This is a genomic window from Mesorhizobium sp. WSM4849 (genome assembly GCF_055811385.1).
Genome location: NZ_JBVVPW010000031.1, coordinates 16,155 through 31,056 on the forward strand (window position 1 = coordinate 16,155; position 14,902 = coordinate 31,056).

Here is a 14,902-nt window from a genome sequence, read left to right on the forward strand (position 1 = left end):
GTTTATGGCAAGACAATCTAGTCAGACCGACAGCGAGCGGGACGCCAAAGGTCCCTCCATGAGTCGTTCGCAGGCTCAAATTGCGATGAGCTACGCACCGGGGCAGCACTTCACCTTCGAGGGCGCTGCGGGCGCGTGCCAGGCAATGCCATCGCCCAATGCGACGCCGGCGCGGCTTGACCCAACGACGCGGGTTCAGATTGAAATGCGGATCGATGAAGCGGCGCGCGCGTGGTTCGATAAGGCCATCGCCTGCCGCCAAAACGAAACCAACATCCCGCCTCCTTTTGCCGATTTCTGCATTGATGTGTCGTTGCTGGATTCAGCTCGAACACAATACGCCTTCCGGCCACAGGTGTTTGCCTATTTCCGGCCGGATCGGATGGGATATCTGCCGCGCCCAACGACATTGATATGCAGTGAGTGCGGGTTGATTGAAGCAACGGATAATCCCAAGCAGATGGGAGCACGTCTCTCGGACCTTAGTCAGGCTTGCGCGCACCCGAAGCGGCCGAACGATCCAACGCGCTGCTCATGGGGACAGCTCGATGTGATTTTTGCCCACTGGTCGGGATCGTGGAAGGCTGCCAGCCCGAACATGACGGTCTACGACCAAGCCTCACGCCGGCCAATCAAAAGGTATGCGCTTTGTGGAAAATGCGGTACCCGCCAGTTCGTCCTAAACAAAGACCAAGTCGCCCTGTCGAATTGGTCGTTCTCCTGCGCGAATTGTGGAACGAAGCACCCTGATCCTTGGATTGAGAAATGCGACGAGACCCTTGGCCGGATCGCCGCCACGATTGGACCGGGCGGAAACATCGTTGGCGAAGCGTCGATGGAGAAAATCAACTACGCCGCATCATCGGCCTATTTTGTTAAATCCGATACCTTCATTACCTTTCCGGAAAATTCCGGGATCGAAGCTCTGGAGCCCGGACAAGCTCACCTTCTTGCCAGCGTAATCGAACGTATTGTTGGTCTGGAAGGACCGCCGCTCAGTGATGCGGAGGTCACAGCGCAACTACTGTCCAAGGATCGGGCGGTCGAGGCAAGAGAGTTCGATGAAATATTGCAGGGGCTGCAATTGGCCACCGACAATCAAAACACGGTCGTTGCCAATTTTATGACCAAAACGAGAGCTGAGCGGCTTTCCAATTGGCAAAAGGCTGGTTGGCTCAAGCGCAATAGCGCTTTGCCGGCGCACATCCTGGCAAAGCTTCAGGAAAGGCACGAATGGACAGGCAAATATGATCCCTTCCGGCTCATCATCGAGCACGAGGCGCTCTCGAGGACGAAGCTGCGGGGCGAGATCGTCGGAGGCCGCGCAAGCTATGTCGACTTCACTAACCCCGACGAATGGCTTGTGACACCTCATTCACCGCAACGTGCGACGATGATATCGACAGCCGAGGAGGCCAAGAGATTTCTGGGCGTTCAACGCGCTGGACTCATAAGCAAGTTCGATCTGTGCAAGTTTAGCTATGGATTCTCGCGAGTTGGAAACGGTCCCAAAATCTACAAGCACGGCAGGATAATGCCTGTGCGTCTGAACCTGTTTCCAAGAGTTCAGACGGCACAGGAGGCGCTGCATCCGGTTTACGTTCTGGAGCAATCGAACGAAGCTTTCTATTTTAAGCTGGACGAAGCCTTAGTTCGAGCATGGCTTTCCCAGGCCTCGCTGGGGTGTGTTGATATTGGGCTTCTTACGGAGCACCCGGATAATTTTGCTGCTGCCATGCTGGGCTCAGCCCAGGTAATGAGTGGCTATCTAGAGGAGCATGACCGCCAGTCGGATCCCACGATTTACACGATGACTTACGCCCTGCTGCATTCCTATTCTCACTACATTATGCAGGGCATCCAGCAGTTTTCAGGTCTCGATCTGGGGTCGATTGGTGAGTACCTGTTCCCGTGCGATCTGGGTTTCGTGGTTTACCGCAACGGGATGACGCTCGACCTTGGCGACCTATCGGCGTTGTGGCGCAATCATCACGAGGCTTTTCTATCCTACCTGAGAAATTATCCGACATCGTTGGGATGCAATCTCGGAAATCTTTGCATGACGAAGGGTGGCGCTTGCCCGGATTGCATTATGATTCCGGAAGTCATCTGCCTCACGGCTAACAAGTACCTGAGCCGTTCGACGCTGATCGGTCGCGGCAGGCCGGATTTCATAGTCGGTGAAGAGCAGATCAGAGGCTACCTTCAGTTCGCACTAGACCATGCCAGATCAAGACAGTGAAGCTGACGTTGATGCGCTTCTTTTCGGGCTTTCGCCGCTAGCCCGCCAAGCCTCGCGGATTCTCGCATATTTGGCTGAGTTTCCTGACGCTCTAGGCGGTTCCGATGTCGCGCTGTCGTCACGTGTCGGCGAAGTCTCCGCTGAACATGTGGCCATCGCACGTCGGTCTCTTTTGGCGGCAGGCCTTGCTACGCAGGTGAACTTTTCAACGAAGCTCACCGCAGCTCCGCAGACCCTGCGAAGTCTGGCCGCGAATCTGAAGGGTATCGCTGCGTATTTGCGCACCCACGAGGATCGCAACTTAGTCGAACTGGTTCTTACCGAGCCTGGCGAAAAGAGCAAGCTTCGCAAAGCCATTGATAGCCTGCACGCGCTTTCGCCGGTCATGTTCCAAACGAGCGATGCCTTCTTCCGCCTTGCGCGTGCAGCGAAGCGTGATTTCGTCGTCCTTGCCCCCTTCATCGACAATCAGGGCGCCAATCTCCTAGTAGAGCTATTCTCGATCTGCGGGCCAGGCGTTCGATGTCATTTGGTGTGCCGTCCCCTGAGCGAATCACAGTGTGGCGAGGCATTTCTCCGACGCGCAGACGACTTCAGACGGATTGGAGTATTGGTTTACGAGTATGCACTGCCTTCAACGCTGCCGTCCGGGCGGGAGACATTTCACGCAAAGGTCGTTCTTGCCGACGAAGACTTGTTCTATATCGGATCGAGCAACTTCATGGGATCGGCGCTGGAGCGGTCATTTGAATGCGGCGTCATCGTGGAGGGCGGAGCAGCGAAAGAACTCTCTTCCGTTCTGGGGGCCGTGCGGTCAATTGCCAAGCGGGTACACCAATATTGACGGACAAGTCCCCTTTCGCCTCTGCTGAAACGTTGCTGTGACAGACCCCTGTAGCGCTGATGATATGATCAACAAGCCTGGCTCGGCCTGTTTTTGCGTCTGGGGGCGGCCATTGACGAACGGATTGCCGCCAGGTGCTTTGGCAAAACAACGCAATAGTGAACACTCGGATCGGGCAAGTGCAGCCACTGTGCAATCCCGGCATCGTCTTTACGCTTACCTGTATTGCGAGTACCGTGTACGGCCCCCCCCTGACAGAGACTAAACTTTCGACTTCAGGGGCACATCGGGGTATGCCCTGATGTGACGTAAAGCACTTCTGCATCGGCCATGTAACATAGGAGTTGACATCGACTATTTGTGCCAAGGAGCCTCAAGCGTAAACCTTGAGGTGACACTTCATGAGCCGGATTGGCTACGCCCGGGGTCAGCACCATTGACCAAGATCTCGAACTCAAATCGCCAAGCTAAAGGCCGAAGGATGCGGCATCATCCGCAATTACGGTGACAGTGCACTTTTTTTCATGTTTGCCCGGCTGTCGCCGTGCGTAAATTGAACGCATGGCTCGACTTGCATTGCGGCGCCGCCGATGTCGCCGTCTGCCCGGCCGATGGGCAGCGAAGCACTTCCGGACCGAATTGCCGAACACAGGGAAAGCCGCGAAATGGTACGCGGCAGGCGGGAAAAGAAAATGGTGCACTGTCACCTAATTCATGAGGGATAAATAAGTATATCGTTAAGAGAGTCGGATATGCCATCGATTAATCCAAGCGATTTTGCTTCCGAATAGCCGAGAAAACCCATCTCGTCATCGGGCGCTTGCATTATATAGAGCAGCCTTCGCGCTGCATCTTTTTCTTGAGCGCGCGCATCTTCCGCGAAATGAAGATGCGCGGACATTATGAGAAGCCCTTCCGAGAAGCGCGCCCGCGAAAAGGCGGAAGCCGTTCGCCGCGCCCGCAAGCGCGCCCAGCGCGAAGGCCTGCTGCCGATGACGCCGTGGCTTTCCAGAGATACCAGGGTACAGTGCTCGAAACTGGCGGGGTGGTGTGATGGCGACCATACTTGTGACTGGGGCAACGGGTGGGATCGGGCAAGCAATTTGCGAACGGCTTGCGGCCGGTGGCGCTCGTCTGATTGTAGCGGCCCGCAATCAGGTGCGGCTTGAGTCGCTGGCTTCGAACCTGCCTGCACCAGCCGACGGTTCGCATAAAGCTATACCGGTTGATATGGCATCCGATGCCGCGTTGGGCGAGTTTGATCGACACCTCGCCACGTCGGGCCTCAAGCTTGATGGGGTCGTTCTTATGCCGCCCCAACCGCATTCATCCGCTGACCCTATGCCCGAGCCAGAGGTCTGGCGAACGCTGTTTCAGACAAGCTTCGTTGGGCCGTTGTCCCTGTTGAAGTCGGCAATCGCTCGGATGGAACCGGCCCCTGAAGCAGGCCGTCGCTGCAAGGTCGTAATCATTTCCGGCATTTCTTCGGCTCAGGTTCTTAGCCACTACGCCACCGCCAACGTCATCCGCACCGCCTGGCTTGGAGAAGCGAAGACGCTTGCCTTTGCGCTGGGCGAAAGAGGTATTCATGTGAACACTCTTTCACTCGGTGGCACGCTGTCGCCCTGGTATCGGGATGCAATTGGCAGGCGAGCGCAGGACGCAGGCGTGACGTTTGAAGAAAGGATTGCGGTCGAGACCGACAATATCCCACTCAAAAAGTATGGGACGCCGTCTGAAGTAGCCGTCGTCGTCGAGGGCTTGTTGTCGCCCCTCACTGATCACATGACAGGTTTGAACATTCTACACGATGGCGGATTCACTCGGGCGTATTGAGGACGCCCTGAGCGCGATTGCGGGGCTAACCTTCCATCTGGTCCGTGGTTGCCTGATAGGCGGTTTATTTGTCGTTCAACGTCCTCTTTCAGCCTAAGCTGCCCCACGCGTGGGGTACCAATGTCAAACTTTCACCACTACTCCTCGTCACTGAAACCCAGCAGCGACGCGTTGCGTATGTGGCTGTGGTCGCCGCGAAGATGCTTGATGCGCAGCTTCACCCCGGGCCTGACCCATTGTGTCCCCGGCCGTTTCTTCATGGCCTCTGGCGGCGGCCCGGCATGCTCCCGAACCCGCTTCAACAGCCGCTCCTTCATATCGCGGCCCAGGCTGATGAGGGCTGAACCGACATATTTCGCGGTGCCTGGCTGTCCCAAAAGGGCGAAGGCCGCCTTTCCAGGCTCGCGCTCGACGCCCAGCAATTCGAATTCGTCGACCGTGAAACTCTTGGTCGTCAGCCAGTTCGAGGTCGGGCCGCTGCGATATTTGCTGTCGGCGCGCTTCGAGACAATTCCCTCAAGCTCGACCTGCTCGACGAGATAGAAGAGCGACTGCGCGTCACCAGGCATGGTCTCGCTGAACTGGATCCGGCTGTGCGGCTTGATGAAACTGCAGAGAATTTCGCGGCGCGCCTTGCAGCCGATGTCGCGCAGATCACGGCCGTTCAGGTGCAGAATGTCGAATGCGCAGAGGTACATGCCATAGGGATTGTTGTGGACCGCGTTCTGGAGCGCGTTGAAGTCGGGCATACCGGCCTTGTTGGTGACGACCGCCTCGCCGTCGATGATGGCGTTCTTGACCTCAAGCTGCGTCGCGGCTTCCACGATGCCCAGATATTTACGCGTCCAGTCCTTGCCGGTTTCGGTACAGACGCGGATATCCTCGGGGCTGTTGATAATGATCTGGGCGCGGTAGCCATCCAGCTTGATTTCGTGAATCCAGTCGTCGCCTTCAGGCGGCTTGGCCACCAGCTTGGGCTCCATCGGAAGTATGAACTCTAGCCGGCCGGTGCCGGCCCCTGCCCGCCTGCGCATGGAACCTAGTCTAGGTCACCGGCGTATATTAGCCAGAGTTAACATAACGAAATTCAAAAAGGACGTGCGACATGGCTGACGACAAAACCAAACGCGACTTCCGTGACCGTAGCAAGATATCGGCGGACGATGATTATGAGGTGAACTTTTTCGCTCTGCAGAATAACATCAGGCCGGAGCAGGTGCGCGAGCTGATCCGCAAGCACGGCAACGATCGGGCAACCCTGACCGACGCCGCGAAGGCATTGCCGGCACAATGATGACCAAACTCACAGAGGCGCGAGCCTTTTGGTGGCTCAGCACATCCCGATGCCGTCTAGCGTGGAACCGCAGGTATTCCTGAGACTGAGCGCGCCGTTTCGGCGGAGAAGACCACGAAGGCAAAGATCAGCACGCTGACAGCGACGATCATTGATCCGGTGGCGACGATCGGCTCCAGGGCCGGATTTCCATGCAGCATCACGTAGAGAGCCGGTAACATCACGACCAGGCCAAGATTGTAGACGCCATACTGGACCATCGCGATCCTGCGGGCGGCTTTTGTCGGGTTCAGGGCGTAGTACCCACCGAATATTGCACTTGTGACCCATCCCAGAAGATTGATGTGTGCGTGAGCCGGGTAAGCACCGTGATTGCCTGAAATTGCCGTCTGCAGGCCAGCTGCAATCCCCAAAATAAGAAAGACGATCGCTGTCTTTTAAAAAAGCTCCGAGATTTCCGGCATGTCCTCCCGAGCCGTTGCTGGCGGCCCGGCAGCCTATGGGGGTGACCGGCCAGCCACCGGGCCTGACCGGCTTGCGCCGGCTGACGAAAACATGCACTCACGCTAATGTAATTGCAACATCGACATGGTCGCCATACTGGCGAAAGACGCTAGCCATGACGCCGTAGGTGATCGACAAGGGCGCGCAGCTTCGGCGCGACGTTGCGACGGCTCGGATAATAGAGGTAGAAGCCGGCAAAGCGCGGGCAATAGTCCTCGAGAACTGGCACCAGTTCGCCCCGATCGATCCACGGGCGAAAGCTCTCCTCCATGCCGAAGGTGATGCCAGCGCCGGCGATGGCCAGCTTTATCATCAACGCCATGTCGTTGGTCGTGATCTCCGGAGCAACGGCGACGCTGAACTCCTTGCCGTTCTCGGCGAATTCCCAACGATAGGGCGCGACCTTCGGTGCGCGGCGCCAGCCAACGCAGCGATGGCCGGCGAGTTCCCTCGGATGCGAAGGCGCCCCGAACCGATCGCGATAGGCCGGCGCGCAGACGGCCAGCTGCCGCTCGTCACCGCCGACAGGCACCGCGATCATGTCCTGCTGGATCACCTCGCCGAGCCTGACGCCGGCATCGTATCCCTCGGCGACGATATCGAAGTCCTCGTCCGTCACCGTGATGTCGATCTGAACCTCCGGATTGGCTTCGGCAAAGGTCGCCAGGAAAGGCCCTGAAAGAAAGCGCTCGGCGATCGACGAGACGGCGAGCCGCAACTGCCCGCGCGGACGCCCGCGCAGGTCCCCGGCGGTCTCCATTGCGGCGCGCATGTCGGCAATGGCGGGCGCTATCTCGGCGTAGAGGCGTTCGCCAGCCTCGGTCAGGCTGACGCTTCGCGTCGTGCGCTGGACAAGAGCGATACCGAGCGTCTCTTCCAGGCGCTTCATCGTCTGGCTCACCGCCGAGCGGGTGACGCCCATGCGGTCCGCAGCCGCGCGAAAGCTCCGCTCCTCGGCGACGAGGGCGAACACCGCAAGCGCATTGAGATCCGGCTGCATTGGTTAGCTCTTCTTTCCATACTGTGAACAAATGGTCGTCTTATCGCAACAGTGGAACAGATCCATCTTCGTGGCAACCGCTGCATGGCGGTTCGCAAGATCAACCAGACGGAGACGAAACATGTCCCTCAACAAAGTTGTGCTCATTACCGGGGCTTCGAGCGGCATTGGCGCCGCCATCGGCCGGGAGCTCGGTGCTGCCGGAGCAAAGGTCATGCTCGGTGCGCGCCGCACCGATCGGCTGGACACACTCGCAGAAGCGATCAGGGCAAACGGCGGGGAGGCAATGACACGCCGCCTGGACGTGACCGACCGCGCCGATGTCGCCGCCTTTGCCGAGACGGCGCGCCAGGCCTGGGGACGCGTCGACGTAATCGTCAATAATGCCGGCGTCATGCCGTTGTCGCTGATGGCGTCGATGAAGGTCGAGGAATGGGACCGAATGGTCGACGTCAACATCAAGGGCGTGCTCTACGGCATCGCCGCGGTGCTGCCGGAGATGACGGCCCGAGGCTCCGGCCATGTCGTCAACATCGCCTCCATCGGCGCGCTTTCGGTGTCGCCGACAGCCGCTGTCTATTGCGCAACCAAATACGCGGTCCGCGCGATCTCCGATGGCTTGAGGCAAGAGCACGACAACATCCGCGTCACGTGCATCCATCCCGGCGTGGTCGAGAGCGAGCTCGCCGACACGATCACCGATCCGGTCGCGGTGGCAGCGATGAAGACCTATCGCGCCATTGCGCTGCGGCCCGACGCCATCGGCCGTGCCGTGCGCTTCGCCATCGAACAGCCGGACGATGTCGACGTGAACGAGATCGTCATCCGGCCGACAGAAAGCAAGTAGGGAGGCAACAATGGGTTTTCGTTTTCGCAGATCGTATAGCGCGATTGCCGTCGCGTTGCTGCTCGGCGCGGTTCCGCAAACCGCCAAATCGCAGACGATGGAAGAGCGGCTGCCAACGCGGCGATGCCGTCGTCAGGAGCCTGAACAATGGCGCTCCGCAGCCTGCGCTGGAACGCATGAGACAGGAGTTTCCGTTTCTGGCCGGAGCAACCCAGGGCTATGCGCTCGGCGACGTCCGGTCCCGTCCGGGGCTCGACAACCGCACACGCCAACTCGCCGCCGTCGCGGTATTCGCAGCCATGGGCGAGACTGCCTTCACGAGGATTCATGCCGGTTATGCGCTCAATATCGGCGTGTCCGAGGAAGAGCTGAAGGAAGTCATCTACATGGCGACGGTTCAGGCCGGATTCCCCAGCGCGATCGCAGCATCGCAAGCGCTCTCCGAGCTGTTCACTGAGCGTCGCGCCGCTCGCGGCAAACACCCCTGAGGAGCTGTCCATGAAACAGATTTCGATACTGCCGCTGCCGTGCTTGTTGCCGGCGCGGCCGTCTTACCCCTACAGAAAGGTCTCGCCCAGATGAATGTCGAGCAAAATACGGTTACCCAACCTTCGGCAAGCCATCCCTATGTCGGGATGTGGGTCACGGCCGATGGCCATATCCGCCACAACTTGCTTCCCAAACGGTCGCTATGACGAAGCGCGCGGAAACCGTGAGAGCGCGTACCAGGGGCGCTATGAGATCCGAGGAAATCACATCGACTATTGGGACGACACCGGCTTTACCGCTGACGGAACGTTCATTGACGGCGTGCTGCATCACGCAGGTATGATCTTGTATCGGGAGAAGTAGACGTTCGTCCAGTCTCGACAAAAACGTTACCGCTGCACCATATGTCATTGGTGCGACGCCGGTCTCCCGGCGCACCTGTCACCGCACTGCTCGCGCCTGGAGTGCAGATAACGCCTGCCTCCTTCCCGCCGCACTTCGCACACGCGCTGCTGCAACTCACGTACAGCGACTCCTCGGCGGTCAGGAAGTCGGCAAGAGTCACGCGCGCAAAAAGGAACCAGGATCACCGCCACAACCGAACGGTGCATTTGCCTCCGGGTGTTGCGCCGCAGTTACAGTTCAGCCACAACCTTTTGTGGTAGTCCATTCTTGGTGACTTCCTTTTAACATAGGCATCGGTCCATGAAGAAAATCGTGTTTGCCACTACGTTCCTTTTCAGCGGTGCGGCCTTGGCCCTGCTTGCGGTTCCGGCCTTCGCGGCCGATGCAGTTGTTTACGAGCCCGCGCCGGCTGCGGCCGTTGCCTACGACTGGAGCGGCCTTTATATCGGTGTTCAGGGCGGCTATCTCTGGGGGCAGGCAGATCACAGCTACTCCAACGGTGCGCCAAGTGACGATTCCGATCCCGATGGCTTCATTGGTGGCGTCCATGTCGGGTACAATTGGCAATCCGGTTCTTTTGTCTACGGTGTCGAGGGTGATTTCGAAGGCGGTAGCGTGGATGGCAGCTTCGAAAACACAGCCGGACTGACATCTGTTGGAACCAGCGAATTGAACTGGCAGGGCTCGATCCGCGCAAGGCTCGGCTACGCATACGATAAGGCGCTTCTCTATGTTACCGGCGGCTGGGCGATTGGCGATTTCGACTTCGGTGGCGGCCCCTTCCCGCTTCCTGTTAGCGGGGACTATTCGGATACGCTCAACGGCTGGACGATCGGTGCTGGCGGCGAGTGGGCCTTCAACGAACATTGGACCGCGCGACTGGCGTATCGGTATACGGACTTCGGAGAAGCCTCAGGCAACTTGGCTCCGGGATTCCCGGATGTTGATATGCCGGTTGACCTAACCACCCACGCGGTGAGGGTCGGCGTCAGCTACAAGTTCTGATCCTTTGGAGACGCAAGGAAAAACCCCGGCCTAGCGGCCGGGGTTTTCGTTTGGGCTCGAATAGCTATCACCGCCTCAACATCCGCACCGCCACAACTTGCTTCCAAACGGTCGCTATGACGAAACGCGCGGAAACCGTGAGAGCGCATACCAGGGACGCTATGAGATCCGAGGAAATCACATCTACCGGGACGACACCGGCTTTACCGCGGACGGAACGTTCATTGACGGCGTTCTGCACCAGGCAGGCATGATCTTGTATCGGGAGAGCTAGCCGACGTTCGTCGAATCTCGATAAAAAGGTTTCGCATCGTGCCGCTGCACCATATGTCATTTGGTGCAACGCCAAAAAGGAGCCCACCTTGCCTACCGAACCACGCTCTCCACGGCTTGCAGTGCTGATCGACGCAGACAATGCCTCGGCCAAGATTGCCGACGGGTTGTTCGAGGAAATCGCAAAGATCGGCGAGGCGAGCGTTCGTCGCATCTATGGCGATTTTTCCAGCACCCGTTCGAAGGCATGGGCCGATGTGCTGTCGAAGCATGCGATCATCCCGCAGCAGCAATTCGCCTACACCACCGGCAAGAACGCATCCGACATCACGCTCGTCATCGACGCGATGGACCTTCTCCACAGCGGGCGGTTCGAAGGCTTCTGCCTGGTGTCGTCCGACAGCGATTTCACCCGCCTTGCAGCTCGCATCAGGGAACACGGGATCGACGTGTATGGGTTTGGCGAGCAGAAGACACCGGAGAGTTTCCGGCAGGCATGCCGCCGGTTCGTATACACCGAGAACCTGCTTGCGACCGCACCAGCCAACGCTCAGGATGCGGCGCCGACGAAATCTTTGCAGCCGCCCAGCGCCGCGACGCCGATCATCACCAAGGTCATTTCACAGATGGGAAACGAGGACGGCTGGGTGCCGCTCGGCATCGTAGGCAATCAGCTCGCCAATCTGGCATCGGACTTCGATCCGAGAACCTTCGGCTTTCGCAAGCTGAGCGATCTCGTGCGGAAGACCAATGCCTTTGAGATCGATCATCCCGAGGGCGGAGCGATGCGTATAAGGGTCAAGCCAGCTGCGAGGAGCCGAGAGAAATCGAAGTCGGCAGCGTCGCGCTGAGCCTGCAAAAAGGCAACTGTCCCCGGTCCGATTGGCCTCTGGTCGGACCACTATTTCGCTGGCGGAAACCGCCATTCGGCGTATCATTCTCGTCGGAGGGGGGTTCATGGCGGAGGAGGCCGATGAACATCGTTTCGAGAGTGCCTGTCGTGACGGCCCAGGAACTTGTTTCATCTGCGCTTTCAAAATTTCGCGCTGGCGACACCATATCGACCAGAGCCGCAATAGACGCCATCCGCCGGGCAGCCCCGGCTTGTGAGGACAGCGACGACCATCTGGTCGAGCTTGTCGTGATGACCGCAATTGGTAGGACCATGGGGGTCGTGTTCGACCATCGGTCCCGCTAATGCATGTCGCCCTGCGCCCAATCAGCTTGCGCACTGTCGGAACTAGAGCGGCGACGTAAGCCACTCAGTAACCATGAATTGTGATCGGGATGGATCACGCCATTCGTCATCGGAACGAATAGTCCCGCTGCGCCGTTGCTGTCCTTGGAGTCAAGGAGTGGCGGTAATGCGTGATGAACAATTCGACGTTCCGGTGACGATCGAGAGCGAACGGATCGGCCTCCCCCTCTCTGTGACGAGGACGGTCCAGGCGGCCTCGCTGCTGGTCGACAAATGGCCAGACGAAAAGCGCGGGCCGAAATATCGCGCGGCCTTGAAAGCCATGATGGACGCGATGGAGCAGCGACGGGCGGTTGGCAGTGCGCGGCGGGCATTCACGGCCGCCGCCAAGGAAGCCCATGTGTTTGTGCGCGAAGGCCGGCACTAAAGCGCATCACGTCTGAAGAGATTCGTGCGACGCGCTTTTAGTTCTTGTTTTTGCATGTCGTTGTCCCAAGCCGCTGCGCACTTTTGGGCGACATGCATTGCTGTTGTTTATGCATGTCGTTGTCCCAAAACCGCTGCGCACTTTTGGGCGACATGCATTAAGGAACCTCACGAAATCTCCGTCGTTATGCTCTAGGTCGAAACGAGGAGAACTGCCATGCCCGACGACAAGACCAAGACCGACAACCGCGATCGCTCACAAGTTGCCGGCGACGAAGACTATGAGGTGAGGCATCTCGCCGAGGAAGCCGGCATTACTCCCAAACAGGCACGCACCTTGATCAAGCGCCACGGCACCGATCGCAGGGTGTTGAACGAAATCGCCGAGAGCATAAAGGCGTCGTGATGTCTGACAAGCGGACCACAATGGCGGATCGGAAGAAACGCGAACCGGACGACAAGGAGGCCCTGCGCCTGGCCGAGACCACCGACGTTTCGCCCAACCAGGCGAAGGATCTGATGCGCAAGCACGGCAAGGACCGCGCCAAGGTCGAGAAGGAAGCGAAGAACTTCAAGGCCGAAGGCTGAGCCGCCGATTTGGCGGAGCGTCTGCCCTCGCCGTATCCCCGCATCACCGTCGCACGCGCCCGGCCATCCGTACGCTTCGCTTATCTGGCGTCGCGGGCCGGCAATCCTGAGCGGCTTATCAATTTTCTAACAAATTCGGCCTATTCCCGTTCTAACCATGGGAGCTGGGCTTTTGGCGCAAACAGAGAAAATCGCTGCGCGACGCGCCGTCGCGCTGTCGGTTGTCGTGCCGTGCTACAATGAAATCGGCGGGGTCGCCGAACTTTACCGGCGCGTCACAGCCGTTTGCCGTGAACAAGCGGGGCATTCCTACGAGATCGTGCTGGTCATCGACGGAGCCACCGACGGCACCCGCGAGGCCATTTTCGAACTCGCCAAACAGGACAGCCACGTCGTCGGCATAGACCTCGCCCGAAATTACGGCCACCAGATTGCGCTCAGCGCCGGCCTGGAGTTTTGCCGCGGCCAGCGCATTCTCATTCTCGATGCCGACCTCCAGGACCCGCCGGAATTGCTCAAAGCCATGATGGCAAAGATGGATGAGGGGTTCGACGTCGTCTATGGCCAGCGGCTGAAGCGCCAGGGCGAAGGCTGGTTCAAGCGCGCAACCGCCGCATTGTTCTACCGTCTGCTGCGCAAGATGGTCGACGTCGACATGGCGCTCGATTCCGGGGATTTTCGCCTGATGAGCCGCCGCGCGCTCGATCATCTCAATGCAATGCCCGAGCGTTACCGCTTCATTCGCGGCATGGTGAGCTGGATCGGCCTCAAGCAGGTGGCTTTTGCGTATGAGCGGCACCAGCGCTTCGCAGGCACCACGCATTACCCGTTGAAGAAGATGGTGCTTCTGGCAATGGATGCGATGACGAGCTTCTCCATCGTGCCCCTGCGGTTCGCCTCGCATCTCGGCTTGATCTTCGGCTTTCTCGGGCTTGCTGCGCTCGGCTACACGCTCTTCTCATGGTTTGCCGGCAGCGTGTTGCCCGGCTGGACCAGCCTGGCGGCAATCGTCCTGATCCTCGGCAGCGTCCAGCTTCTGGTCCTTGGGATTTTCGGGGAATATCTCGGGCGCATGTATATGGAGACCAAGCGGCGGCCACTCTACCTCATAAACGAGATCGCTGCCCATGATCCTGCCGCCGGGGAGCTGCCCGTCCATCGGCTTCAGGAAATGGCCCATGAACTGACGAAGGGAGCCGCGCGTGCTTCAGGCCGAGTTTGACCAGTTCGCGCTGGAGTATCAGCAGCAGCATGCCGCAAGTATCCGGCTGAGCGGCGAAACCCCGGATTTCTTCGCGCAGTACAAGATCGACGATGTCGCGGCAAGGCTCGCCCGCTCAGGCGTGAAGCCGCGGCGGATACTCGACTTCGGCGCGGGTGTCGGCAATTCGCTGGGGCCTATGCGCGCCGCATTTCCCGACAGCGAAATCACCTTGCTCGACCCCTCCTCGCAGTCGCTCGACATCGCCCGCAAGCGCTTTCCCGGCCAGGCCGATTTCAGGCACTTCGACGGCGAAACGATCCCTTACGACGACGCGAGTTTCGATCTCGCCTTCACCGCCTGCGTGTTCCATCACATCCCCGAAAACCTCCATGTCGCCCTGATCAGGGAGATCGAGAGAGTGCTGACCGGCGGTGGCAGCTTCTTTTTGTTCGAGCACAATCCCTGGAATCCGCTGACGACGCACGCGGTGCGAAACTGCGCTTTCGACGCGAACGCAATTCTGATCAACAGCCGTAATGTGCGCAAGCGAATGGCTGCGGCCGGCTTCTCCAAATCCGACGTCGTCTACCGGATCTTTTTCCCACGCGTGCTCGCAAGATTGCGACCCTTGGAGCGCTTCCTGACCAGGATGCCTATGGGAGCCCAATATTTCGTGCATGCGGTCAAGCCTGCCGTTTGAGCGGACGCCCTGCCCTCGGATGAGCGACAAGCTGAAACCGCCAATCG

Annotated in this window: 17 protein-coding genes and 4 pseudogenes; 17 read left to right on the forward strand and 4 right to left on the reverse strand. The window is 59.0% G+C overall.

Annotation, left to right across the window (positions count from 1 at the left end; translation table 11 throughout):
• Positions 1 to 4: 4 nt before the first annotated feature.
• Together AC0L3L_RS27920 and AC0L3L_RS27925 are read left to right on the forward strand one after the other, a co-directional pair.
• Positions 5 to 2,242, forward strand: coding sequence for a hypothetical protein (locus AC0L3L_RS27920; RefSeq protein ID WP_473640197.1), 2,238 nt, complete (start codon positions 5 to 7; stop codon positions 2,240 to 2,242).
• The gene (locus AC0L3L_RS27925; RefSeq protein WP_473640199.1) at positions 2,223 to 3,086 is read left to right on the forward strand and encodes a phospholipase D-like domain-containing protein; all 864 of its coding nucleotides are present in this window, start codon (positions 2,223 to 2,225) and stop codon (positions 3,084 to 3,086) included. Before AC0L3L_RS27920 ends, AC0L3L_RS27925 begins: the two co-directional genes overlap by 20 nt.
• Positions 3,087 to 3,798: 712 nt before the next feature.
• Here the strand turns inward: AC0L3L_RS27925 and AC0L3L_RS27930 are convergent.
• Positions 3,799 to 3,987, reverse strand: coding sequence for a hypothetical protein (locus AC0L3L_RS27930; RefSeq protein WP_473640270.1), 189 nt, complete (start codon positions 3,985 to 3,987; stop codon positions 3,799 to 3,801).
• Here AC0L3L_RS27930 and rpsU point away from each other — a divergent pair.
• Both rpsU and AC0L3L_RS27940 read left to right on the forward strand, forming a co-directional pair.
• Positions 3,958 to 4,087: pseudogene (rpsU, locus tag AC0L3L_RS27935) on the forward strand (30S ribosomal protein S21); the annotation flags it as partial. The gene AC0L3L_RS27930 and the pseudogene rpsU sit on opposite strands and share 30 nt — an antisense overlap.
• Before the next feature lie 52 nt (positions 4,088 to 4,139).
• Entirely contained in the window at positions 4,140 to 4,922 is a 783-nt protein-coding gene (locus AC0L3L_RS27940; RefSeq protein WP_473640201.1) for an SDR family oxidoreductase, read from the forward strand.
• 137 nt (positions 4,923 to 5,059) lie between these two features.
• Here AC0L3L_RS27940 and AC0L3L_RS27945 read toward each other — a convergent pair whose 3' ends face one another.
• A complete protein-coding gene (locus tag AC0L3L_RS27945) occupies positions 5,060 to 5,956 on the reverse strand; it encodes an ATP-dependent DNA ligase (protein ID WP_473640203.1) in 897 nt (298 codons plus the stop codon).
• Positions 5,957 to 6,027: 71 nt separating this feature from the next.
• On the opposite strand from AC0L3L_RS27945, the gene AC0L3L_RS27950 reads away from it, so the two are divergent.
• Positions 6,028 to 6,216, forward strand: coding sequence for a DUF3606 domain-containing protein (locus AC0L3L_RS27950; RefSeq protein ID WP_258122246.1), 189 nt, complete (start codon positions 6,028 to 6,030; stop codon positions 6,214 to 6,216).
• A gap of 56 nt (positions 6,217 to 6,272) precedes the next feature.
• Here the strand turns inward: AC0L3L_RS27950 and AC0L3L_RS27955 are convergent, their stop codons facing one another.
• On the reverse strand, positions 6,273 to 6,644 hold the full coding sequence (locus AC0L3L_RS27955) for a hypothetical protein (protein ID WP_473640268.1): 372 nt from the start codon (positions 6,642 to 6,644) through the stop codon (positions 6,273 to 6,275).
• 185 nt (positions 6,645 to 6,829) lie between these two features.
• Positions 6,830 to 7,720 (reverse strand): LysR family transcriptional regulator, encoded by an 891-nt coding sequence (locus AC0L3L_RS27960; protein WP_473640205.1) that lies wholly within the window; start codon positions 7,718 to 7,720, stop codon positions 6,830 to 6,832.
• A gap of 121 nt (positions 7,721 to 7,841) precedes the next feature.
• On the opposite strand from AC0L3L_RS27960, the gene AC0L3L_RS27965 reads away from it, so the two are divergent.
• From AC0L3L_RS27965 to AC0L3L_RS28020, 12 genes and pseudogenes are all read left to right on the forward strand, one after another.
• Positions 7,842 to 8,567 carry an SDR family oxidoreductase gene (locus tag AC0L3L_RS27965; RefSeq protein ID WP_473640207.1) on the forward strand — a complete coding sequence of 242 codons (726 nt, stop codon included), beginning with the start codon at positions 7,842 to 7,844 and terminating at the stop codon, positions 8,565 to 8,567.
• 97 nt (positions 8,568 to 8,664) lie between these two features.
• Positions 8,665 to 9,055 (forward strand): annotated as a pseudogene (locus AC0L3L_RS27970) (carboxymuconolactone decarboxylase family protein).
• 90 nt (positions 9,056 to 9,145) lie between these two features.
• Positions 9,146 to 9,419, forward strand: a pseudogene (locus AC0L3L_RS27975) (Atu4866 domain-containing protein).
• 342 nt (positions 9,420 to 9,761) lie between these two features.
• A complete protein-coding gene (locus tag AC0L3L_RS27980) occupies positions 9,762 to 10,466 on the forward strand; it encodes an outer membrane protein (protein WP_473640209.1) in 705 nt (234 codons plus the stop codon).
• Between the two features lie 88 nt (positions 10,467 to 10,554).
• Positions 10,555 to 10,740 (forward strand): annotated as a pseudogene (locus tag AC0L3L_RS27985) (Atu4866 domain-containing protein); the annotation flags it as partial.
• Positions 10,741 to 10,828: 88 nt separating this feature from the next.
• Positions 10,829 to 11,590 carry an NYN domain-containing protein gene (locus tag AC0L3L_RS27990; protein WP_473488011.1) on the forward strand — a complete coding sequence of 254 codons (762 nt, stop codon included), beginning with the start codon at positions 10,829 to 10,831 and terminating at the stop codon, positions 11,588 to 11,590.
• Positions 11,591 to 11,712: 122 nt separating this feature from the next.
• Entirely contained in the window at positions 11,713 to 11,937 is a 225-nt protein-coding gene (locus tag AC0L3L_RS27995) for a hypothetical protein (protein WP_473488012.1), read from the forward strand.
• A 166-nt stretch (positions 11,938 to 12,103) separates the two neighbouring features.
• Entirely contained in the window at positions 12,104 to 12,364 is a 261-nt protein-coding gene (locus AC0L3L_RS28000; RefSeq protein ID WP_473640211.1) for a DUF982 domain-containing protein, read from the forward strand.
• A gap of 216 nt (positions 12,365 to 12,580) precedes the next feature.
• Positions 12,581 to 12,769, forward strand: a complete 189-nt coding sequence (locus AC0L3L_RS28005) for a DUF3606 domain-containing protein (RefSeq protein WP_473373169.1) — start codon at positions 12,581 to 12,583, stop codon at positions 12,767 to 12,769.
• A complete protein-coding gene (locus AC0L3L_RS28010) occupies positions 12,769 to 12,951 on the forward strand; it encodes a hypothetical protein (protein WP_165848837.1) in 183 nt (60 codons plus the stop codon). The genes AC0L3L_RS28005 and AC0L3L_RS28010 overlap by 1 nt, the downstream gene beginning before the upstream one ends.
• Before the next feature lie 172 nt (positions 12,952 to 13,123).
• Entirely contained in the window at positions 13,124 to 14,173 is a 1,050-nt protein-coding gene (locus AC0L3L_RS28015) for a glycosyltransferase family 2 protein (protein WP_473640213.1), read from the forward strand.
• Positions 14,154 to 14,855: a class I SAM-dependent methyltransferase gene (locus AC0L3L_RS28020; RefSeq protein ID WP_473640215.1), complete on the forward strand. Its 702-nt coding sequence runs from the start codon at positions 14,154 to 14,156 to the stop codon at positions 14,853 to 14,855. The genes AC0L3L_RS28015 and AC0L3L_RS28020 overlap by 20 nt, the downstream gene beginning before the upstream one ends.
• Positions 14,856 to 14,902: the final 47 nt, after the last annotated feature.